At 44.5% G+C, this 22653-nt stretch carries 21 protein-coding genes; 17 read left to right on the top strand and 4 right to left on the bottom strand.

What is annotated here, in order from left to right:
* The first annotated feature begins 68 nt into the window (after positions 1–68).
* From miaB to lnt, 5 genes are all read left to right on the top strand, one after another.
* Positions 69–1493: a tRNA (N6-isopentenyl adenosine(37)-C2)-methylthiotransferase MiaB gene (gene miaB, locus AC3CID_RS03630; RefSeq protein ID WP_004735256.1), complete on the top strand. Its 1425-nt coding sequence runs from the start codon at positions 69–71 to the stop codon at positions 1491–1493.
* 164 nt (positions 1494–1657) lie between these two features.
* Positions 1658–2779, top strand: coding sequence for a PhoH family protein (locus AC3CID_RS03625; protein WP_017087693.1), 1122 nt, complete (start codon positions 1658–1660; stop codon positions 2777–2779).
* Positions 2780–3241 (top strand): rRNA maturation RNase YbeY, encoded by a 462-nt coding sequence (gene ybeY / locus AC3CID_RS03620; protein ID WP_004735254.1) that lies wholly within the window; start codon positions 2780–2782, stop codon positions 3239–3241. It begins immediately after the preceding gene.
* A gap of 120 nt (positions 3242–3361) precedes the next feature.
* Entirely contained in the window at positions 3362–4252 is an 891-nt protein-coding gene (gene corC / locus AC3CID_RS03615; protein ID WP_004735253.1) for a CNNM family magnesium/cobalt transport protein CorC, read from the top strand.
* A gap of 32 nt (positions 4253–4284) precedes the next feature.
* Positions 4285–5799, top strand: coding sequence for an apolipoprotein N-acyltransferase (lnt, locus tag AC3CID_RS03610; protein ID WP_488524639.1), 1515 nt, complete (start codon positions 4285–4287; stop codon positions 5797–5799).
* A gap of 117 nt (positions 5800–5916) precedes the next feature.
* Here lnt and AC3CID_RS03605 read toward each other — a convergent pair whose 3' ends face one another.
* A complete protein-coding gene (locus tag AC3CID_RS03605) occupies positions 5917–6387 on the bottom strand; it encodes a zinc ribbon-containing protein (protein WP_054548031.1) in 471 nt (156 codons plus the stop codon).
* A gap of 265 nt (positions 6388–6652) precedes the next feature.
* Between AC3CID_RS03605 and leuS the strand changes: the two genes are divergently transcribed.
* The 12 genes from leuS to lipA all read left to right on the top strand — a co-directional run bounded on the left by leuS (position 6653) and on the right by lipA (position 19462).
* Positions 6653–9229: a leucine--tRNA ligase gene (gene leuS, locus AC3CID_RS03600; protein WP_114633072.1), complete on the top strand. Its 2577-nt coding sequence runs from the start codon at positions 6653–6655 to the stop codon at positions 9227–9229.
* A gap of 226 nt (positions 9230–9455) precedes the next feature.
* Positions 9456–10097 carry an LPS-assembly lipoprotein LptE gene (locus AC3CID_RS03595; RefSeq protein WP_146457499.1) on the top strand — a complete coding sequence of 214 codons (642 nt, stop codon included), beginning with the start codon at positions 9456–9458 and terminating at the stop codon, positions 10095–10097.
* 9 nt (positions 10098–10106) lie between these two features.
* Positions 10107–11132 (top strand): DNA polymerase III subunit delta, encoded by a 1026-nt coding sequence (holA, locus tag AC3CID_RS03590; RefSeq protein ID WP_065206867.1) that lies wholly within the window; start codon positions 10107–10109, stop codon positions 11130–11132.
* Between the two features lie 64 nt (positions 11133–11196).
* On the top strand, positions 11197–11514 hold the full coding sequence (gene rsfS, locus AC3CID_RS03585; protein ID WP_004735247.1) for a ribosome silencing factor: 318 nt from the start codon (positions 11197–11199) through the stop codon (positions 11512–11514).
* 3 nt (positions 11515–11517) lie between these two features.
* Entirely contained in the window at positions 11518–11988 is a 471-nt protein-coding gene (gene rlmH, locus AC3CID_RS03580) for a 23S rRNA (pseudouridine(1915)-N(3))-methyltransferase RlmH (protein ID WP_004735246.1), read from the top strand.
* Positions 11989–11994: 6 nt separating this feature from the next.
* On the top strand, positions 11995–13887 hold the full coding sequence (mrdA, locus tag AC3CID_RS03575; protein ID WP_054548034.1) for a penicillin-binding protein 2: 1893 nt from the start codon (positions 11995–11997) through the stop codon (positions 13885–13887).
* The gene (gene rodA, locus AC3CID_RS03570; protein WP_054548035.1) at positions 13887–15008 is read left to right on the top strand and encodes a rod shape-determining protein RodA; all 1122 of its coding nucleotides are present in this window, start codon (positions 13887–13889) and stop codon (positions 15006–15008) included. Before mrdA ends, rodA begins: the two co-directional genes overlap by 1 nt.
* 3 nt (positions 15009–15011) lie before the next feature.
* Positions 15012–15851, top strand: a complete 840-nt coding sequence (locus tag AC3CID_RS03565; RefSeq protein ID WP_017094899.1) for a septal ring lytic transglycosylase RlpA family protein — start codon at positions 15012–15014, stop codon at positions 15849–15851.
* 93 nt (positions 15852–15944) lie between these two features.
* Positions 15945–17126, top strand: a complete 1182-nt coding sequence (locus tag AC3CID_RS03560) for a serine hydrolase (protein WP_017079939.1) — start codon at positions 15945–15947, stop codon at positions 17124–17126.
* 235 nt (positions 17127–17361) lie between these two features.
* Entirely contained in the window at positions 17362–17637 is a 276-nt protein-coding gene (gene ybeD, locus AC3CID_RS03555; RefSeq protein WP_017079938.1) for a DUF493 family protein YbeD, read from the top strand.
* Between the two features lie 195 nt (positions 17638–17832).
* Entirely contained in the window at positions 17833–18492 is a 660-nt protein-coding gene (lipB, locus tag AC3CID_RS03550; RefSeq protein ID WP_017079937.1) for a lipoyl(octanoyl) transferase LipB, read from the top strand.
* A gap of 4 nt (positions 18493–18496) precedes the next feature.
* A complete protein-coding gene (gene lipA, locus AC3CID_RS03545; RefSeq protein ID WP_004735240.1) occupies positions 18497–19462 on the top strand; it encodes a lipoyl synthase in 966 nt (321 codons plus the stop codon).
* A 181-nt stretch (positions 19463–19643) separates the two neighbouring features.
* Here lipA and AC3CID_RS03540 read toward each other — a convergent pair whose 3' ends face one another.
* The 3 genes from AC3CID_RS03540 to AC3CID_RS03530 form a co-directional block, all read right to left on the bottom strand.
* Positions 19644–21005, bottom strand: a complete 1362-nt coding sequence (locus AC3CID_RS03540) for a sodium-dependent transporter (RefSeq protein WP_488526962.1) — start codon at positions 21003–21005, stop codon at positions 19644–19646.
* A 318-nt stretch (positions 21006–21323) separates the two neighbouring features.
* Positions 21324–22082 carry a YggN family protein gene (locus AC3CID_RS03535; protein WP_488526961.1) on the bottom strand — a complete coding sequence of 253 codons (759 nt, stop codon included), beginning with the start codon at positions 22080–22082 and terminating at the stop codon, positions 21324–21326.
* Positions 22083–22169: 87 nt separating this feature from the next.
* Positions 22170–22643, bottom strand: coding sequence for a GreA/GreB family elongation factor (locus tag AC3CID_RS03530; RefSeq protein ID WP_488526960.1), 474 nt, complete (start codon positions 22641–22643; stop codon positions 22170–22172).
* Positions 22644–22653 lie beyond the last annotated feature (10 nt).

Here is a 22653-nt window from a genome sequence, read left to right as displayed (position 1 = left end):
CAATGCTGGCGGATGAATAATGGGCGATTTGCTCCCTTAAATTAAACTAACGATCGAGCGAACATATAATGAGTAAGAAACTGCTAATTAAAACTTGGGGCTGTCAGATGAATGAATACGATTCATCAAAAATGGCCGACCTGCTTAACGCTGCAAATGGCTACGAGCTAACTGAAGTACCTGAGGAAGCAGACGTACTACTATTGAATACTTGTTCTATCCGCGAAAAAGCGCAAGAAAAAGTATTCCACCAGCTTGGTCGTTGGAAAACGCTTAAAGATAAAAAAGAAGGTGTGGTGATCGGTGTGGGTGGCTGTGTAGCAACTCAAGAAGGTGATCACATTCGTCAACGTGCACCATACGTAGACGTTATCTTTGGCCCACAAACATTACACCGTCTGCCAGAGATGATTAAGTCATCACTGTCTAACGAAAAGCCAGTAATGGATATCTCATTCCCTGAAATCGAAAAGTTCGATAACTTGCCGGAACCTAAAGCAGACGGCGCAACAGCCTACGTTTCTATCATGGAAGGTTGCTCTAAGTACTGTACTTACTGTGTTGTGCCATATACTCGTGGTGAAGAAGTTAGCCGTCCAATGGATGATGTACTCTACGAAGTTGCACAACTGGCAGAGCAAGGCGTACGTGAAGTAAACCTACTAGGCCAAAACGTAAACGCATTCCGTGGCCCTACTTACGAAGGCGACATCTGCACATTTGCAGAACTACTTCGCCTAGTTGCGTCTATCGATGGTATCGACCGTATTCGTTTCACTACAAGCCACCCGCTTGAATTTGGTGATGACATCATTGAAGTTTACAAAGATACGCCAGAGCTAGTGAGCTTCTTACACTTGCCTGTACAAAGTGGTAGTGACCGTATTCTTACTATGATGAAACGCCCGCATACGGCAATCGAGTACAAGTCTATTATCCGTAAACTGCGTAAAGCTCGTCCTGATATTCAAATCAGCTCTGACTTTATTGTTGGTTTCCCTGGTGAATCTAAGCAAGACTTCCAAGATACAATGAAGCTAATTAAAGAAGTTGATTTCGATATGAGCTTCAGCTTTGTTTTCTCTCCTCGTCCAGGTACACCTGCCGCAGATTACCCATGTGATGTACCAGCACAAGAGAAGAAAGATCGCCTGTGGGAGCTGCAACAGACAGTAAACACACAAGCTATGCGTTTCTCTCGCCTAATGCTAGGTACAGAGCAGCGTATCCTTGTTGAAGGTCCATCAAGAAAGAATCTAATGGAACTGCGTGGCCGTACTGAAAACAGCCGTGTTGTGAACTTCGAAGGTTCTGCTGATCTTATCGGACAGTTCGTAGATGTGAAGATCACTGAGGTTTACACCAACTCACTACGTGGTGAGCTAGTTCGCACAGAAAAAGACATGGGTCTACGCGTTGTAATGACTCCAGCAGAAATGATGGAAAAAACAAAACGTGAAGACGAGCTAGGTGTAGCAACATTTACGCCATAGCCAATACAACTGTTTGAGCACAAAGCGCAAACACAAAGCTTGAAATTACCTAACTAAGTGACCATCTTAGAAATAGGGATATCACCATCCAGAAGCCCGGTCTAAATCGGGCTTCTTGCTCTTTTTTTTATTTAAGAGTGAGTGGCACAAAATGAGAGGCTAATTTGAGCAATAAAATCGTTACCTTAGAGATAAACCTAGAGCCAGCAGACAACAAGCGCTTGGCAAGTTTATGCGGACCATTCGACGACAACATCAAGCACCTTGAGCGTCGCCTTGGTGTAGAGATTAATTACCGTAGCAACTTTTTCACCATTGTCGGTAAGCCTCACACAACTGCCGCAGCTTTAGACATCATCAAACACCTCTATGTTGAAACGGCTCCAGTTAAAGGCAACATAATCGATATCGAACCAGAGCAAGTGCATCTGGCGGTCACTGAGTCTGGTATTTTGGAGCAACACGTCGAGTCTGAAATCGACTACGGCAAAGAAGTGACCATTAAGACTAAAAAAGGCGTCATCAAACCACGCACTCCAAATCAAGCTCAATACCTAATGAACATGGTCACTCATGACATCACCTTTGGTATTGGACCTGCTGGTACTGGTAAAACATACTTAGCTGTTGCGGCTGCGGTTGATGCACTTGAACGCCAAGAGGTTCGCCGAATCCTACTGACTCGCCCTGCTGTTGAAGCCGGTGAGAAGCTTGGTTTCCTACCCGGTGATTTAAGCCAAAAAGTAGACCCATATTTGCGTCCACTTTACGATGCACTGTTTGAGATGCTTGGCTTTGAGCGAGTTGAGAAGTTGATTGAACGTAACGTAATTGAAGTTGCGCCATTGGCTTACATGCGTGGTCGTACATTAAATGATGCGTTTATCATTCTTGATGAGAGCCAAAACACCACGGTAGAACAGATGAAGATGTTCTTAACCCGTATCGGTTTTAACTCACGCGCTGTGATCACAGGTGATATTACGCAAATCGATTTACCTCGAGGAGCTAAGTCAGGTCTACGTCATGCAACTGAAGTACTCAACGAAGTGGATGACATTAGCTTTAACTTTTTCATGTCTGAAGACGTCGTTCGCCACCCTGTCGTTGCTCGTATCGTGAATGCGTACGAGAAGTGGGAAGCAAAAGACCAGAAAGAGCGCAAAGAGTTTGAAAAGCGCAAACGTGAAGAGCGTGAAGCCAAACTTCTTGAAGCTCAGCAAGCCGTTACGACACAATTAGCAACACAAAATAGCTCTGTAATTACAGAACAAGGTGATAAATAGATGTCTATTGAACTAGACCTGCAAATAGCGGTCGAAAATGAGCAAGGACTTCCAACTGAGCAAGATATTCAGCTTTGGTTGGACAAAACAATTCCTCAGTTTCAAGAGAATGCCGAGCTCACCGTTCGTATTGTTGATACAGAAGAGAGCCACCAGCTCAATCATGACTATCGAGGAAAAGATAAGCCAACTAACGTGCTGTCTTTCCCATTTGAAGTACCACCAGGAATGGAATTAGATCTACTGGGTGACCTCATTATCTGCCGCCAAGTTGTCGAAAAAGAAGCAGAAGAGCAAAATAAGCCTCTGCTAGCACACTGGGCTCATATGGTTGTACATGGCAGTCTGCATCTGCTAGGTTATGATCATATCGAAGATGATGAAGCTGAAGAGATGGAGTCGCTCGAGACAGAAATCATGCAAACTATGGGGTTTGAAGACCCGTATATTCTAGAAAAGTAAATTGATTCTAGTAAAGTAGGTTGCAGAGAAACAATAACTCATCGAACCTGTGATTTTCGCAGGAATCTGAGTTGTAACGTGTGCTATCACACTTCTGATAGCGTTATTTTTTGAGAAATCATGAACGAAGGTAACCCCCCCACTTCTGAGGGAAGTAAAAAATCTGAAGGTCCGAGTAGAAAGTCCTTCTTTGAACGCCTAGGCCAACTATTTCAAGGTGAAGTAAAAGATCGCCAAGAGCTCGTAGATGTAATCCGCGACTCAGAAATTAATGACCTAATTGACCACGACACACGCGACATGCTCGAGGGTGTTATGGAAATTTCAGAGATGCGAGTACGCGATATCATGCTGCCTCGCTCTCAAATGGTTACAGTTGAACGCACCGATGATTTAGATACATTGATTGCGCTTATTACTGATGCTCAACACTCTCGCTACCCAGTGATCAGTGAAGATAAAGACCATGTTGAAGGCATTCTATTAGCGAAGGACCTACTTAAGTATTTGGGTTCAGAAAGTGCCCCATTTGATATCGAACAAGTGATTCGCCCTGTCGTGGTTGTTCCTGAAAGTAAGCGAGTTGATCGCCTGCTCAAGGAGTTCCAAGAAGAGCGTTACCACATGTCTATTGTTGTCGATGAGTTTGGCGGTGTTTCTGGCCTGGTAACCATTGAAGATATCCTCGAAGAAATCGTTGGTGAAATTGAAGACGAGTTCGACGATGAAGAAGAGCTAGATATTCGTAAGCTGAGTAAGCATACCTATTCGGTTAAAGCTTTAACCACCATTGAAGAGTTCAACGATACGTTTAACACTTCCTTCAGTGATGATGAAGTCGATACAGTGGGTGGTATGGTAATGACTGCACTCGGTCATCTGCCTGTTCGTGGCGAAATTGTAGAAATCGGAAACTACCATTTCAAAATAACATCAGCAGATAACCGTCGTGTGATTCAGCTACAGGTAACCATCCCTGACGAGCAGCCTCTTCCGACTATCGAAGAATAACAACTTCTCTCTAAAGAGATGACAGAAATTAGATGACTAAGACCTTTATTCATCGCCTATTACGGCCGCTTGCGGCCGTTTTTGTTGGCGCTATAACAACCCTTTCATTCGCTCCATATTCAATATGGCCTCTTGCTATTCTCAGCCCAGCTTTGTTGCTGTTACTGATCCACAACCGTTCTACTAAAAGTGCGCTTTGGATTGGTTACGCATGGGGCTTAGGCCAATTCACGACTGGTATTAGTTGGGTATACGTCAGTATTGATGGCTTTGGCGGAATGCCTCTGGCTGCCAATTTATTCTTAATGGCATTGCTTGTCGGTTATCTTTCGGTCTACTCCGGCCTATTTACTTGGAGTTTAAACAAGTACTTCCCTGCTAATAACCTAAGCCGCTTTTTCCTCGCGGCTCCTGCATTGTGGTTAATCAGTGATTGGCTGCGTGGTTGGGTAATGACTGGCTTCCCATGGTTATGGCTAGGTTACAGCCAAATCGATTCACCATTAGGTTCATTTGCACCGATTGGCGGCGTAGAGCTAGTAACTCTAGCGATCATTGTTTCAGCCTCTGCATTCGCTTATGCGATTGTTAACAGGGCATGGAGTATCGCTATTATTCCCGCTGTCGTATTTTGCGCTGGCTTTGGTATTCGCAACATCGATTGGGTCACGCCGAACCCTGAAAAAACCACCTCAGTGGTATTGATTCAAGGCAACGTCGATCAAGACAGCAAATGGCTGCCGAGTCATCGCTGGCCAACCATGATGAAGTACACCGACCTAAGCAGAGAAAATTGGGGAGCGGATATCATCATCTGGCCTGAAGCGGCTATTCCAGCATTCGAAGTTGAGATCCCATCTTTCCTACGTAACTTAGATAGCGCAGCGAAGATGAACAACAGCTCGATCATTACTGGTGTGCTTAACCAGTCTGAAGATAAGAAATACTACAACAGTGTTCTTTCTCTCGGTGTTAATCCATATGGTGAGTACAGCTACGATCCAGACGAACGCTACCATAAACACCACCTGTTACCGTTTGGTGAGTTTGTTCCGTTTGAAGATATCCTGCGCCCATTAGCACCTTTCTTTAATTTGCCAATGTCATCATTTAGCCGTGGCGACTTTGTTCAACCAAACATCGTGGCAAATGGACGTCATCTAGCACCGGCGCTTTGTTATGAGATCATCTTTAATGACCAAGTTAGGCAGAACGTAACAGATGAAACTGACTTTATCTTAACACTCTCTAACGATGCGTGGTTTGGTCGTTCTATTGGCCCGTTGCAACATATGGAAATCGCACAGATGCGTGCTCTGGAGCTGGGTAAGCCGCTGATTCGCTCAACCAACAATGGTGTAACGGCAGTAACGGATCACAAAGGCAGGATCATCAAGCAAATACCGCAGTTTGAAACCGCAGTATTGAAAGCTGAACTCATTTCAACGGATGGTCAAACCCCTTATCACGTGGTCGGTACTTGGCCACTGTATATCTGGGCGTTGCTTAGTTTGGTAGCTGGCTGGTTTATGAGAAGAAAAGACTAGATTCGAGATTCGAGATTCGAGATTCGAGATTCGACGGAAAGTTGTTGAGGGTTGGCTGATTCAGTCAACCCTTTTTATTACTACGGTGTAAAGTTGAAGATGCTATGCCGCCAGTATTTACGGCTTAAGCGCTTTGCGGCTAAACCCTGTCGAGCCACATTTAATACACGGAATAATCGTCGTTGGGTGGTTATATTCGGTTTGATGCCCACACTCATCACAGACAAGTGTCCCGAGCCCAATAACCTCATCAGCTTGATACAAGCCTTGATGTTCTAAGTCTTGAAACAGTTCAACCCATTCAACCTTAGTGCGATCAGTGATATCCAAGAGTCCTTGCCAAATAGAATCTGTGATCATTAAATAAAATGGACCACCTTTACTATCTTCATAGCTTTCGGAGAACTCTTTTAAGTCCGACTTCACGTAGGCCGAAATCAATGACAATTCGTCTTTGGTCATGTCATTGGCTGCTTTCGCATATTTACCTGACGTTTCTATTTTGTTGTTAAGCTCTTCAGGACTATGCTTCAGCGTTTCTATCACCTCTTCGACGACTTCTTCATAGAGTGCTTTTTTCTTCGGCATAACGACCTCCTTAAGATGACCAAGCTTTATCTTAGTGAACTGACCTTAAGTGAAGCGACCAGTCCCTAACAAACAAATGCAATTCATACCCTTAAGTATAGCTGTCCTAAGTAATTCGGTTGAATTTACGCAATCAACCACGCTGCAACTGCAAGTATGAAGGGTATAACTATTGTTGTACTAAGCTCCTTTAGGTATTCTATGACGATCTGTAAGATTCTGTTCTAACCGAACTCACAAATTCCAAGATAACCGGATACCATCGATGCAAGAACAATATAACCCGCAAGAGATTGAACAAAAGGTTCAACAACACTGGGATGACAGCGAGACTTTCGTTGTAAGTGAAGACCCAAATAAAGAAAAATTCTACTGTCTTTCTATGTTCCCGTACCCAAGTGGCCGACTGCATATGGGTCACGTGCGTAACTACACCATCGGTGATGTGGTATCTCGTTTCCAACGTCTACAAGGCAAAAACGTAATGCAACCAATCGGTTGGGATGCATTCGGCCTACCTGCAGAAAACGCAGCTGTAAAAAACAACACAGCGCCTGCTCCGTGGACCTACGAAAACATCGAATACATGAAAAACCAGCTTAAACTTTTAGGCTTTGGTTACGACTGGAAACGTGAATTCGCAACGTGTACGCCTGAGTACTACCGTTGGGAACAAGAGTTCTTCACTAAACTTTACGAACAAGGCCTAGTTTACAAGAAGACATCTTCTGTTAACTGGTGTCCAAACGACCAAACTGTACTAGCGAACGAGCAAGTAGAAGACGGTTGCTGCTGGCGTTGTGATACTCCAGTAGAACAAAAGAAGATTCCACAGTGGTTCATTAAGATCACTGAGTACGCTCAAGAGCTGCTAGACGATCTAGACAACCTTGAAGGTTGGCCTGAAATGGTTAAGACCATGCAGCGCAACTGGATCGGTCGCTCTGAAGGTGTTGAGCTGTCTTTCGCTGTTAACGGTGAAGAAGCGCCTCTAGAAGTGTACACAACACGTCCAGACACACTAATGGGTGTTTCTTACGTTGGTATCGCTGCAGGTCACCCTCTTGCAGAGAAAGCATCACAGAACAACCCTGAGCTTGCAGCATTCGTTGAAGAATGTCGTAACACCAAAGTGGCTGAAGCTGAACTAGCAACGATGGAAAAGAAAGGTATGGATACTGGCCTAACGGCTATCCACCCTCTTAACGGTCGTGTTGTTCCTGTTTACGTAGCGAACTTCGTTCTTATGGATTACGGCACAGGTGCGGTAATGGCGGTTCCCGCTCACGATCAACGTGACTACGAATTCGCAACTAAGTACGGCATCGATATAATCCCAGTAATCAAACCTGAAGACGGTTCTGAACTAGATGTGTCTGAAGCGGCTTACACTGAGAAAGGTGTACTGTTCGATTCTGGCGAATTCGATGGTCTTGCGTTCCAAGAAGCATTCGATGCAATTGCTGCGAAGCTTGAAGCAGAAGGCAAAGGTAAGAAGACTGTAAACTTCCGTCTGCGTGACTGGGGTGTATCTCGTCAGCGTTACTGGGGTGCTCCAATCCCAATGGTAACCACTGAAGACGGTGAAGTTCACCCAGTACCAGCAGACCAACTGCCAGTCATTCTTCCAGAAGACGTGGTAATGGATGGCGTAACTAGCCCAATCAAGGCAGATAAGTCTTGGGCTGAAACAACATTCAATGGCGAACCAGCGCTACGTGAAACTGATACGTTCGATACGTTCATGGAATCTTCATGGTACTACGCACGTTACTGTTCACCACAAGCTGACGACATTCTAGATCCAGAGAAAGCAAACTACTGGTTGCCAGTTGACCAATACGTTGGTGGTATCGAGCACGCATGTATGCACCTGCTTTACTCTCGTTTCTTCCATAAGCTTCTTCGTGATGCGGGTTACGTGACATCTGATGAACCGTTCAAGCAGCTTCTATGTCAAGGCATGGTTCTGGCTGATGCGTTCTACCACACGAACGAGAAAGGCACGAAAGAGTGGATTGCTCCAACTGACGTGACTATCGACCGTGACGCGAAAGGTCGCATTGAAAAAGCTGTCGACAACCAAGGCCGCGACGTTGAGCACTCAGGCATGATCAAAATGTCTAAGTCTAAGAACAACGGTATCGACCCACAAGAGATGGTAGACAAGTACGGAGCTGATACAGTACGTCTATTCATGATGTTTGCATCGCCTGCAGACATGACGCTTGAGTGGCAAGAGTCTGGCGTTGAAGGTGCAAACCGCTTCCTTAAGCGTGTTTGGAAACTGGTTCACGCTCACTCTGCTAAGGGTGCAGCTGAAGCTGTTGACGCTTCTGCGCTATCTGGTGACCAGAAAGCACTTCGTCGTGATATTCACAAGACTATCGCGAAAGTAACGGACGATATCGGCCGTCGCCAAACGTTCAACACAGCCATCGCTGCAATCATGGAACTGATGAACAAACTAGCGAAAGCACCTCAAGAATCTGTACAAGATCGTGCAATCCTTGATGAAGCGCTAAAAGCGGTAGTACGCATGCTTTACCCAATGACTCCACACATCTCTTACGAAATGTGGATTGCTCTGGGTGAATCAAACGTAGACTCAGCAACATGGCCAACGTTTGACGAGAAAGCACTAGTTGAAGACGAGAAGACTATCGTTGTCATGATCAACGGTAAGCTACGTGCGAAGCTAACGGTTGCAGCTGACGCAACAGAAGAACAAGTTCGTGAACTTGGTCTAAACGATGAAAACGCTATGAAGTTCCTAGATGGCTTAACGATTCGTAAAGTTATCTTCGTACCTGGTAAACTTTTAAACATCGTAGCTAACTAATATTTGCTAGCTAACATTGGCAAACTTACAGTTGCAGATTAAAGCGAACCAGCTTTAGTCTGCACATATAACTGCTGAAGCGAACTTATTTTGTTTTCAGCAGTCTTTAGACAGGGTGCGACATCGCCCTGTCTACTTATTTAAGCGCTTTAGATTCATAGCTCAACAGTTCTAACGAATTAAAGCCTTTAAATAAGTATTCTACCTTCATGAGAGCCATCAAATAATGCGCCTGATTTCACTATCTTCATTGAAAGTTACTGTTGTTGTTTTAACCGTTAGCCTACTGAGTGCCTGTGGTTTCCACCTGCGTGGTGACTATTCTGTACCAGAAGAACTCAACAAGATCTCTGTGACCAGTTACGACCAGTACAGTACGTTTACACGTATGATGAAAGGTCAGCTACGTATGAATGATGTAGAAATCGTATCGCCTACAGAAAACACCCCTAATTTGCATATTATTAGCGAAAGCGTTAGTGAGCGAACTCTGTCCCTTTACCAGAATACTCGTGCAGCAGAAAAAGAACTGACACTCAACGCATCATACCGCGTCACGATTCCTGAATTAGGCTCAAAGACATTCTCAACGAGCGTAACCCGTAGCTACCTAGACAATCCGTTAACCGCATTAGCAAAATCGGTTGAGCGCGACATGATCGAAGATGAGATGCGTAAGCTTGCAACAAGTCAAATCCTTCGTCAAATGGCTCGACTAAAAGCGAACATCGCTGCTGATAGCATGGATCTAGATGCGCTAGAAAATGTTCAAGTGAAAGAGCTTGAGAAACAATACAACATCAAGAACGTCGAAATAGATCCAAGTTCTACGGAAACGACAAAGCCCGTCGAATCAGCTGAACAATAGGTTTATTTGATGCGTATTTTTGCTGACCGCTTATCAGAGCAACTTGCTAAACAACTAAGTAATGTTTACCTCATTTTCGGTAACGAGCCTCTGCTGTTACAAGAGAGCCGAGAAGCGATTCAAAAGGTTGCTAAAGAGCAAGGCTTTGATGAACGTCACCGCTTTGCTATTGATAACAGTCTGGACTGGAATCAAGTCTATGACTGTACTCAAGCATTAAGCCTGTTCTCTAGCCGTCAAATCATCGAACTTGAACTGCCAGAGTCCGGGGTCAATGCGGCGATAGCCAAAGAGTTACTGGCAATCTCAGAGCATATCCACAGCGATATTCTGTTGGTCTTGATTGGTACGAAGCTAACCAAGGCTCAAGAAAGTGCTAAATGGTTTAAAGCACTGTCTAATCAGGGTCACTGGATCAGTTGCCTAACGCCAGATGTCAGCCGCTTACCTCAGTTTGTCCAAGCGCGCTGCCGTCAGATAGGCTTATCTCCAGACCCTGAAGCGATTCAAATGCTGGCACAATGGCACGAGGGTAACCTATTTGCTCTCACTCAAAGCCTAGAAAAGCTAGCGCTCCAATACCCTGACGGAAAACTTACCCTAGTACGCTTAGAAGAATCACTGAGCCGCCACAACCACTTTACTCCATTCCATTGGAGTGACGCGTTACTGGCTGGAAAAGGTAATCGTGCACAACGAATTCTAAGACAACTGGAAGCTGAAGGTGTAGAGCCAGTCATTTTACTGCGTAGCATACAACGTGAACTTGCCTTACTATTACAAATGCAGCAACAAATGAAACAGATGCCGATCGGCCAAGTATTCGAAAAACACCGTATCTGGCAATCTAAAAAGCCTCTTTATAACGCTGCGCTAACAAGAGTTTCGATTTCTCAATTACATTCGTTGTTTGCGTTGCTGACTCAAGCCGAATTGATGACAAAAACTCAATATGAACAGTCGCCTTGGCCACTAATTCATCAGTTAAGCGTAGAGTTTTGTATCCCTTCAGCTTCAATCCCATTTCACGCATAAAAGCGTGGTATATTCTAGGGTCAACAGATCCTAAAAAGCTAAATTCAGATTAAAGGAACACCCCGTGTTACGTGAAGAACTAAAAGATTTTCTTGCAGACAAAGCCGACGACATGAAAGCAGAATCGATTGTTACTATCGATGTAGAAGGCAAATCAAGTGTTACTGATTACATGATTGTTTGTACTGGCACCTCTAAGCGCCATGTTGCCTCTATCGCACAACACGTTGCCGATGAAGTGCGTAAAGCTGGTATGCAACCACTAGGCATGGACGGGCAGCAAGAAGGTGAATGGGTTGTTCTAGATATGGGAACAAGCATGCTTCATGTTATGCAAGAAGAACATCGTGAGCTGTACCAACTAGAAAAACTTTGGGGCTAAGCGTTGAAGATCCAGTTAATCGCAGTTGGTACAAAAATGCCAAAGTGGGTCGAAGAAGGCTTTAAAGAATATAAACGCCGCTTCCCTCATGATATGCCATTAGAACTCATTGAGATCACTGCGGGAAAACGTGGTAAAAATGCTGATATTGCACGTATTCTTCAAAAAGAAGGCGAAGCAATGTTGGCAGCAGTGCCAAAAGGCAACCGCATTGTCACGCTTGATATCCCAGGTAAAAAGTGGGATACCCCACAACTGGCAGAACAATTGGAAAGTTGGAAGTTGGATGGACGCGACGTTTCTATCCTTATTGGCGGGCCTGAAGGATTAGCACCTGCGTGTAAAGCGGCTGCAGACCAAAGCTGGTCTCTATCGGCGCTTACTCTCCCTCACCCATTAGTACGCGTTATCATGGCGGAAAGCTTGTATAGAGCTTGGAGCATCACTGCTAACCACCCTTATCATCGAGAATAAGCGTTAATGTTACGTAAACGTAGCCAAATCCGTGATTACAAAGCAGAAGCACGACTATTTACTAGTCGTGCTTTTGTTGCGTTTGCGGGGATCATAGTCATGATGTCGATGTTGGTTGTTAACCTGTACAACATTCAGGTCAACCAATATCAAGACTATAAAACCCGCTCTAACGACAACCGTATCAAGGTCGTTCCAATCGCACCTAACCGTGGTTTGATTTACGATCGCAACGGTGTACTTCTTGCCGAAAACCGCCCCGTTTTCAACCTAGAAATTACGCCCGAAAAAATCAAAGATATGGATGACACGCTCGTCCGTCTACAAACGTTAATCGAGATTCCACCTGAACGTATCGAGCGTTTTAATCGTGACCGCCGCAATTCACGACGCTTCAAGTCAGTGCCTATTCTAAATCAGCTCACCGAAGAGCAAGTTGCGGTATTCTCTGTAAACCAGCATAAATTTCCGGGTGTTGAGGTAACAGGCACATTAAAACGTTTTTATCCGTATGGTGATGTACTGACTCACGTTATTGGCTATGTATCGCGCATCAACGATCGCGATATACAACGCTTAGTACGAGAAGAAAAAGACGCCAATTACAAAGCAACACGTGACATCGGTAAACTTGGTATTGAGCGCTACTACGAAGACATGCTGCACGGCACCGCGGGTTATCAAGAAGTTGAAGTAAACAGCCGTGGACGAGTCATTCGCACACTAAAATTTGTCCCTTCGGTTCCGGGTAAAGATATTGTACTTAACTTAGACATCAATCTTCAGTTATACGTGCACAAACTGCTCGATGGACGCCGTGGCTCTGCCATCGTTCTGGATCCGAAAGACAATGGCGTGTTAGCAATGGTGTCTAGCCCAAGCTACGACCCAAATGCCTTTGTACATGGTATCTCCTCTAAAGGTTATAACGCTCTACTACAGAACAAAGATCGACCTTTGGTTAACCGTGCCACATTGGGTATTTATCCACCAGCTTCTACGATCAAACCGTTTATTGCCGTTGCTGCTCTACAAGAAGGTGTGATTACACCGAATACAACGCGTAATGATCCAGGCTATTGGAAAATACCTAACTCCAAAACCAAGCCGTTTCGCGACTGGTTACGTTGGGGACACGGTGTTGTTGATATAGAGAAAGCGATTGAAGAATCAGTTGATACCTTCTTCTACCAAATCTCCTTTGATCTAGGTATCGACCGTTTATCTCAATGGATGATGCTATTCGGCTTTGGTGACTACACAGGCATTGATATTTACGAAGAAAGTAAAGCCAACATGCCAACTCGTGAATGGAAAATGGCAAGACACCGTGTGCCTTGGTATCAAGGTGACACCATCCCTGTTGGTATCGGACAAGGCTATTGGACGGCAACACCGATGCAAATCGCTAAAGCCACGTCTGTATTGGTCAACGAAGGTGAAGTAACAGCGCCTCACCTATTACGTGCGACGATCGATAATGGTCAGCCATTCGATGACCAAACGGTATCAGAGATCGAAACTTATCCTCCAATCACTGGTGTTAAGCAGAAATACTGGGATATCGCGCAAGAAGGCATGAGACTGGTAAACCACGGTAAGAAAGGTACTGCAAGACGTTCATTCCAAAAGATGTCTTACCAAACCGCTGGTAAATCAGGAACTGCGCAAGTATTCGGTCTCAAAGAAGACGAAGAATACAACGCGGACGAAATCGCGGAGCATTTACGCGATCATGCACTCTTTACGGGTTATGCTCCTTTTGAAGATCCAGAAGCGGTTGTGACCATCGTATTAGAAAACGCAGGTGGCGGCTCATCAAATGGCGGCCCTGTCGTTAGAAAAATATTAGACCATATTATTCTCGCTGAAGAAGATGAAAGTAAGGCAACAAAATAATGAAACTTGATCCTTCTACTGGACGAAATAGAGCCTTGTTTGAAAGGCTCCATATCGATCTACCATTACTGCTCGGTATTCTGGTGTTGATGGGCTTTGCCTTATTGATCATGTACAGCGCCAGCGGACAAAGTCTTGCGATGATGGATCGCCAAGCAATGCGTATGGTGCTGTCTTTAGGTGTCATGATCTTCTTAGCGCAACTTTCGCCTCGTACGTATGAAACCTTGGCCCCGCTGTTATTTGCAGGCGGTGTCATCTTACTCTTGGGCGTGTTGTTCTTTGGTGAGGCATCTAAGGGTGCCCAACGTTGGTTAAATTTCGGTTTTGTTCGATTCCAACCCTCTGAACTATTAAAGCTTGCGGTACCTTTGATGCTGGCTCGATTTATCGGTAAACGATCACTGCCGCCAACCTTTCAGACATTAGCGATCTCGCTAGTGATGGTGTTTGTACCTACCATTTTAATCGCTAAGCAACCCGACTTGGGTACATCTATCCTTATCGCCGCATCCGGTATCTTCGTGATATTCCTGGCTGGTATAAGTTGGAAAATCATTGCCAGTGCCGCAATAGCGTTAGGGGCATTTATCCCAATATTATGGTTCTTTTTGATGCGTGAATATCAAAAAGTACGAGTAAGAACCCTTTTTGATCCTGAATCAGATCCATTAGGTGCGGGCTACCACATCATTCAAAGTAAGATTGCGATAGGTTCGGGTGGTATATCAGGAAAAGGTTGGCTACAAGGAACTCAATCCCAACTGGAATTCATTCCAGAGCGTCACACTGACTTCATTTTTGCGGTAATAGCCGAAGAATGGGGCATGATTGGTATTTTGTTCTTGCTTGCTATCTACCTATTCATTATTGGACGGGGTTTAGTACTCGCGAGCCAAGCGCAAACAGCATTTGGTCGAATGATGGGCGGCAGTATTGTACTGAGCTTCTTCGTTTATATCTTTGTAAACATTGGCATGGTAAGCGGTATTCTACCCGTGGTTGGTGTTCCTCTACCTCTCGTCAGCTATGGCGGTACTTCAATGGTTACCCTTATGGCTGGTTTTGGTATTTTAATGTCGATCCATACACACAGAAAAGCATTTTCAAAGGCGACCTAATCGATGTCTATTACAATATTTCAAAGAAAAGCATCTTTGGTTGATGAGCTGCCAATCAAAAAAATAGCCTCTATTCTAGGCTTGGCGATTTTGATCAACGGCTGCTCTTCACAAAAGCCAACCGGTCGCTACGATATTGATTCGGATATTGCACCGGATGCACCTATCTCGGTGGAGCATCTAGAAGATGCTCACCCTCAATATGAACCTTATAGTTTAGGTGGTAACACGGATTACACTTTGCGTGGCGAAGACTACAAGATCGTAAAGAAGACCGAAGGTTTTACTGAGAAAGGCAAAGCCTCTTGGTACGGTAAGAAATTTCATGGTCACTTAACGTCTAACGGCGAGATCTACGACATGTATTCCATGTCGGCAGCGCACAAAACATTGCCAATTCCAAGCTATGTAAAAGTGACGAATACTGATAACAATAAAACGACGATTGTTCGTATCAATGACCGCGGTCCATTCCATGAAGGCCGAATCATTGACCTTAGTTATGCGGCAGCTTACAAGCTCGATGTCTTGAGAACAGGCACCGCAAATGTTGAGATAGAAGTCATCACCGTGGCTATGCCAACCGACGCGAATAAAAAGGCCGCTTTACCGCAATTTATCATTCAAGTCGCAACTTCTCCACATGAAGATAGAACCGAGAAGTTAGCCAAAGATCTAGGCGAAAAGCTAGCGGTAGCAACGTTCTTGCAGCCAAATGACGACAACTACCGTCTGATGCTTGGGCCATTTCATGACTATGCTCTGACTCAAGAAAAATTAGAACAAGTTAAGCTAATGGGTTACCCGTCAGCTTATATAAAAAAACACACACTAACCCGCTAATTAATCTAACAGTTACTTCTGGTAATCAGCGCTCTGGTGTGACAGAGTGATTCTGTTAATATATGAATAGTTCACCAAATAATTGCATTCAAAATGATTAAATCTAATAAACTTGTTAAATCGATTTTTGCTACTTCTGTTGCTCTTTCTGCAACGATAGCTACATCGTCATTCGCCGCTCCAATTGTAGTCCCTGATGCACCGCAAATCGCCGCTAAAGGTTTTGTTCTGATGGATTACCATTCAGGCAAAGTACTAGCAGAGAAAGAGATGAACACTCAACTTTCTCCAGCAAGTTTAACCAAGATGATGACGAGCTACGTGATCGGCCAAGAGCTAGAACGTGGCAACATCAATCTAAACGACGATGTTGTAATCAGTGAAAATGCTTGGGCTAAAAACTTCCCAGATTCATCGAAAATGTTCATTGAAGTGGGCACAACGGTTAAAGTGGAAGAACTGAACCGTGGCATCATCATTCAATCAGGCAACGATGCTACTGTTGCAATGGCTGAACATATTGCTGGTTCTGAAGATGCATTCGTTGACCTAATGAACGCATGGGCAAGCTCTATCGGCATGAAAGACACGCACTTTGCTAACGTGCACGGTCTAGACAACCCGAATCTATACTCAACACCTTATGATATGGCGCTACTTGGTCAGGCGCTGATTCGCGATGTTCCTGATGAGTACCGTATCTACTCAGAGAAAAAATTTACTTACAACGGCATCACCCAGTACAACCGTAACGGTCTGTTATGGGATAAGAGCATGAACGTTGATGGCATCAAAACGGGCCATACAAGCAAGGCAGGTTATAGCCTAGTAAGCTCAGCAACCGAAGGCAAAATGCGCCTAGTTGCTGTTGTGATGGGAACTAAAAATGCTAACGCTCGTAAAACAGAAAGCAAAAAGCTGCTTAGCTACGGCTTCCGTTTCTTCGAAACAGTGGCGCCACACACAGCCGGTGAAACCTTCGTAGAAGAGAAGATCTGGATGGGTAGCAAGGATACAGTTGCACTCGGTGTCGACGAAGATACTTTCGTTACCCTACCTCGTGGTCAAGCTAAGAACCTAAAAGCAAGCTTCGTTCTTGAAAAGGAACTAGAAGCACCAATCAGCAAAGGCGATGTTGTCGGTAAACTATTCTACCAAGTTGATGGTGAAGACGTTGCTGAATACCCACTACTTGCACTTGAAGATGTAGACCAAGGCAGCTTATTTAGCCGTCTATGGGACTACCTAGTATTGCTGTTTAAGGGTTTATTCTAAACCAGTCAAAGCTTTGCTCTAAGCAACACACAAGCTCAGTGCAAAGCTAACTCAATGAGTAAGTTCATTATTTACTCATTGACGAACTAAAAGCCGCCATGTGCGGCTTTTGTTGATCTTGAGTTCAGCGATGTTTACACGTAATATTCCGCCCTATTACTCGTGTCTGTTGACCGAACACGCTTTTTATCGACATTTCGCCAATTTGCGAGAGTCTAGCCTTTTGGAGCTATTCATGAACATCAATTCTGATGCAAAACTAAAAGATCTCTTAGAGTTCCCTTGTTCATTCACTTACAAAGTAATGGGCTATGCAAAGCCAGAACTTACTGAGCTAGTGCTAGAAGTGATCCAGCGTCACGCTCCTGGTGACTACAGCCCAACGCTAAAACCGAGTGCGAAAGGTAACTACCACTCTGTTTCGATCAATATTACAGCGACTTCAATTGAGCAAGTAGAAACGCTTTATAAAGAACTGGGCGAGATCGAAATCGTTCGTATGGTTCTGTAATCTCCGATTACACATGAAAAACAGCGGCTTATTGCCGCTGTTTTTGTTTGAAGCACCCTATCTAGGTCAAATTCATTCAACTTAATTTTCAATAAATACAAAGAAAGTTGAAAAACCTTGCAGTCCGTCTGTAGTTAGAAACCTGTTTCGCGTTTATAATGCGTTCACTTTATTAATCCTTGAGGGAGTGCAGCTTTGCAAAATAAGCTAATCGTAAAAAAATTAGGCCGTCAGGATTACGAACCTGTATGGAAAGCCATGCATAAGTTCACAGACGAACGCACGGAAGAAGACGTAGACCAAGTTTGGTTGGTTGAACACAACCCTGTCTTCACTCAAGGACAAGCAGGCAAAGCCGAGCATGTATTAAATGCCGGTGATATCCCTGTCATTCAAAGCGATCGCGGTGGCCAAGTGACTTACCATGGCCCAGGCCAGTTAGTCGCTTACTTTTTGATTAACATCCGCCGCAAAAAATTCGGAGTACGTGATTTGGTGACTCATATCGAGAACCTCGTAATCAACACTCTGAAAGCTTACAATATAAATTCAACTGCCCGACCTGACGCTCCTGGTGTTTATGTCGATGGCAAGAAAATCTGTTCACTCGGATTACGTATTCGACGTGGCTGCTCATTCCACGGGTTAGCACTCAACGTCGATATGGACCTGTCTCCATTCCTACGCATTAACCCATGCGGTTACCAAGGCATGGAAATGGCGCAGGTAAGCCAACTCGGCGGACCAAGTGAACTAGAAAACGTTGAGCAACAGTTAATACAAGAGCTAGTAGAACTACTCGGCTATGACCAAGTAGACATTCAAGCCACCAGTAACATTACAGCAGAAGCATAAAATCATGAGCAAACCAATCCAAATGGAAAAAGGCGTTAAATATCGTGACGCTGACAAAATGGCATTAATTCCCGTAAAGAATATGCCTGCTGAACAGAAAGAAGTTCTACGTAAGCCTGCATGGATGAAGATTAAACTTCCTTCAGACAGCCATCGTATTCAAGAAATCAAATCAGCAATGCGCAAGAACAACCTGCACTCAGTTTGTGAAGAAGCGTCTTGCCCTAACCTAGCCGAGTGTTTTAACCACGGCACGGCAACGTTTATGATTCTTGGCGCTATCTGTACTCGTCGCTGCCCGTTCTGTGATGTTGCCCATGGTCGCCCTGTTGCTCCTGAAGCAGAAGAGCCGAAGAAACTGGCTAAGACGATTAAAGACATGAAACTGAAGTACGTAGTAATCACTTCAGTTGACCGTGATGACTTGCGTGACGGCGGTGCTCAACACTTTGCTGACTGTAACCGTGAAATTCGCGAACAAAACCCAAATATTCGTATCGAAACGCTGGTACCAGATTTCCGTGGTCGTATGGACGTTGCGCTTGATCTAATGAAAGACAACCCGCCAGATGTTTTCAACCACAACCTAGAGACAGCGCCGCGTCTATACCGCAAAGCGCGTCCAGGTGCGAACTACAAATGGTCTCTTGATCTATTGAAGAAATTCAAAGAGCAGCACCCAACTATCCCAACAAAATCAGGGGTGATGATGGGCCTTGGTGAGACGAAAGAAGAGATCGTTCAAGTACTGAAAGACCTTCGTGAGCATGGTGTAACTATGCTAACACTTGGCCAATACCTAGCGCCAAGCCGCCACCATTTACCAGTAGAACGCTACGTGCCGCCTTCAGAGTTTGATGAGCTGAAAGAGATTGCTCTAGAACTAGGCTTCACTCACGCCGCTTGTGGCCCGTTTGTACGTTCTTCTTACCATGCAGATCTACAAGCGCAAGGTATGGAAATTAAGTAGTCACGATTACTTAACTAAAAATACAAAGGCGCTGACTATTATGTTCAGCGCCTTTTTTCTATCTTGCAAGTTCAGCTATACCTTCACATCGAAACAACAAAGCCACTCCTTATGAGTGGCTTTGTGCTTAACATTTCAAGTTCTGAGTGTTTAGGTTCAGAGAGTCCAGATGGGCTCTGCGTTAACCAAATGAAGCCCAGATAACCGTCGCCACTAAGATTGGGCACACGAACTTCACATACATTGGCCACACTTTACCAAACCAACCCAATTGGAAATCAGGGCAACCTTGCTCAAGCTCTTTGACTTTTGAAGCTCGGCTCCATACCCAGCCACCAAATAGGCAGAACATCAGAGCAGCAACCGGTTGAAGGTACTGAGTCGCTATCATCGCAACCATTCCAAACATCGCGGCAAAGTTGTAGACAATCACCACACTAAACAGCGCGATAACACTACCAATTACCCAACTCGTTGGTGTTCGTCTGGTATTGAAACGCTCGCTCACTAGCGCTACAGGCCCTTCCAGCATCGAAATCGATGAAGTCAGCGCGGCAATCGTTAGCAACAAAAAGAAGACAATCGCGAAGATCTGGCCAAGCACGCCTAAGCTATCAAACATCAACGGCAGAACCGTAAATACTAACGTGTCAGAGCTTAATAGTGAGCCATCTTCAGCGTAGATTTGAACACCTTTTTGCATCGCAACAAACATTGCAGGCATGACGACTAAACCCGCAATAAACGCAACAGCGGTATCGACTAAGGTAACGTTCATTGCCATTTTTGGCAGGTTCTCTTTCTTACTTAAGTAAGAGCCATAAACCAACATCGAGCAACCGCCAATAGTCAACGAGAAGAAACCTTGCCCCATTGCCGCTAGAATCAGTTTTCTGTCCCAAACTTTCTCAAAGTCTGGAACTAGGTAATGTTTCAGGCCTTCCATCGCGCCAGCTTGGGTCATGATGTAAACAAACAGTAAGCCAAACAAAACAAACAGCGCAGGCATCAAACGAGTCGACCATTTCTCGATACCTTGCTTAACACCGCCCTGAACAATCAAGATAGTCAGCACATAGAATGCGACAGTGCCAAATACGTTTCGCTCAACACTGAAGCCTTTAAACCAATCAGCAGCAGCCTCTAGACCCATCAGATCAGCGACAGCACCAATGAGGAAGCAGATCAACCAACCTCCAACAATACTATAAAATGCCAACACGGCGCTTGGGACACTTAGGCCAATCCAACCGACAAATTCACCGACTTTCTTACCTAACGGATTTGTCGTCAACGAGCGCATACTATCGACAGGGTTCGCTTGACCATGGCGGCCAATAGCCATCTCAACCACCAGCATCGGGAAAGCAACCACGAAAATCATGATTAGGTAAACAAGCAGAAAAGCGCCACCGCCGTTACTGGCAACTTGAGTTGGGAAACCCCAAATATTACCTAAGCCAACAGCTGCACCCGCCGCTGCTAAAATAAAACCCAAACGAGAGCTAAAGTGCTCTCTTGAAGAGGAAGATTGTTGGTCCATATTGCCCGCATAAAAAATCAGTGAACTAGTTGATAAGTACAGTAATAAAAAGCAATGATAGGTACAACCAATAAATGAACAATTATCTAATTTTTACAATCAATGCGCTATTTATAACCACAAAGTTAACAATCTACCGGTGTTATCGTTCACCAAATAACGATCAGTCAAGATGTAGACCTAGGAAAACGAAGAAAGTATATCGGGTTAAATGCTCGTGCGGCTGAATTCATAGATCCATAAACACCTACATCCATAAGCACATACATACAAAAAGAGCACCAAACGGTGCTCTTGTTATTCATCAGTCAATTCAGATTAGATCGTGAATACTTGATAGTCTTTTAGGTTCGGAATGATTTCATGCAGCTCTTGCTCTTGTTCTGCCATCTCATCAAGTGAATCACAGAACTCATTCGCTTCCTCTTGCACTTGTTGAGAGTGTTCTTTCATTCGCTCTTCAACTTTAAGCTTTAATTCAGCCATGCTATCAGCCATTTCGGTCAGATTTAGTCCGCCGTCTTGCTTCATTTTTTCTGACATCGCATTAAAGGCACTTGAGATAAACTCTTGGTTAAAGATCTCCTTAGCCTTTTCGAAATCTTCAGACCAACCATTGGCCATCGAATCAAAACTGTCTGCTGGTAACACTAACTCGCCATCTTTGTAGTAACGAGCTTCCAGTTCAGCAAAGTAGGTTTTCATTGATTCTTTTACATTATCAAATGAATCCGGTGAATCTAGGCTAGCCGCAATATCATCAATCACGTCATTCGCTAACGCTAGGCTATCGTTCGCCATTTGTTTCGCTCGTGGTAAGTACTCACTCATGCTTTCGCGGTATTTTTCAATCGCCGCTTGTTGGTCGGCATCAAGCTCAACCTTCTCACCATGGATATATAAGTCGTTGTTGCCATCGAAAACGGCAGTATCACCATTCACTTGATGGATTTCGACTTTTTGGTCATCGATTCGTAATTCATTTTTCAAATCAACTCGACACTGAGCTGCAAAAGTTGGCAGGCTCACAACAGCGGTAGCCACTGTTAATGATGCAATTAGTACGCTTTTTTTCATAACACCCTCTCATCAATCTGCCCAACGACTATACCGCTAGTTTATGCTTCTTTGTCAGAAAAACGTTTATATTTATAAGCCTGTCATTCAGTCAATCGATACTACTTCATAGCAAAACTGTTTATCAGCGACCCTAAACTCAATTTCATCACCGACTTCTTTGCCCATTAGAGCCTGACCAAATGGTGCATTCGACGTCACGATGGCAATCTCATTTTCGTTCCATGTAACAGAAAGCCCCCCAACCTTAGGACCAAGGAAAAAGTGTTTATATTGATCATGCTCGTCAATAACGACAACATAGCTGCTGACGGTGATTCTTTCACTGTCTCGTAAGACGAGGTTTCGGTAACACTGGATGTCATCTTCACACTCTTGAACCCGCATCGCTTGTCCATGAGCAAGGTACGAGGCTTCTAACGCTAAGGTATCGTACTTGTGCTCTGGCACGGTCTCTTCATCGGTGGCAGCATCAATAGCTCGCTGAGTCGCAGATTGTGCGATGCTTAACCGTGATTCGAGTTGCTCTAAGATTATTTGGCGAAGCTCAGACTTATTCATACTATTGGGG

It is taken from the genome of Vibrio sp. QJM3NY_21, from assembly GCF_057785975.1.
This window is presented reverse-complemented; position numbering and strand designations above follow the sequence as displayed.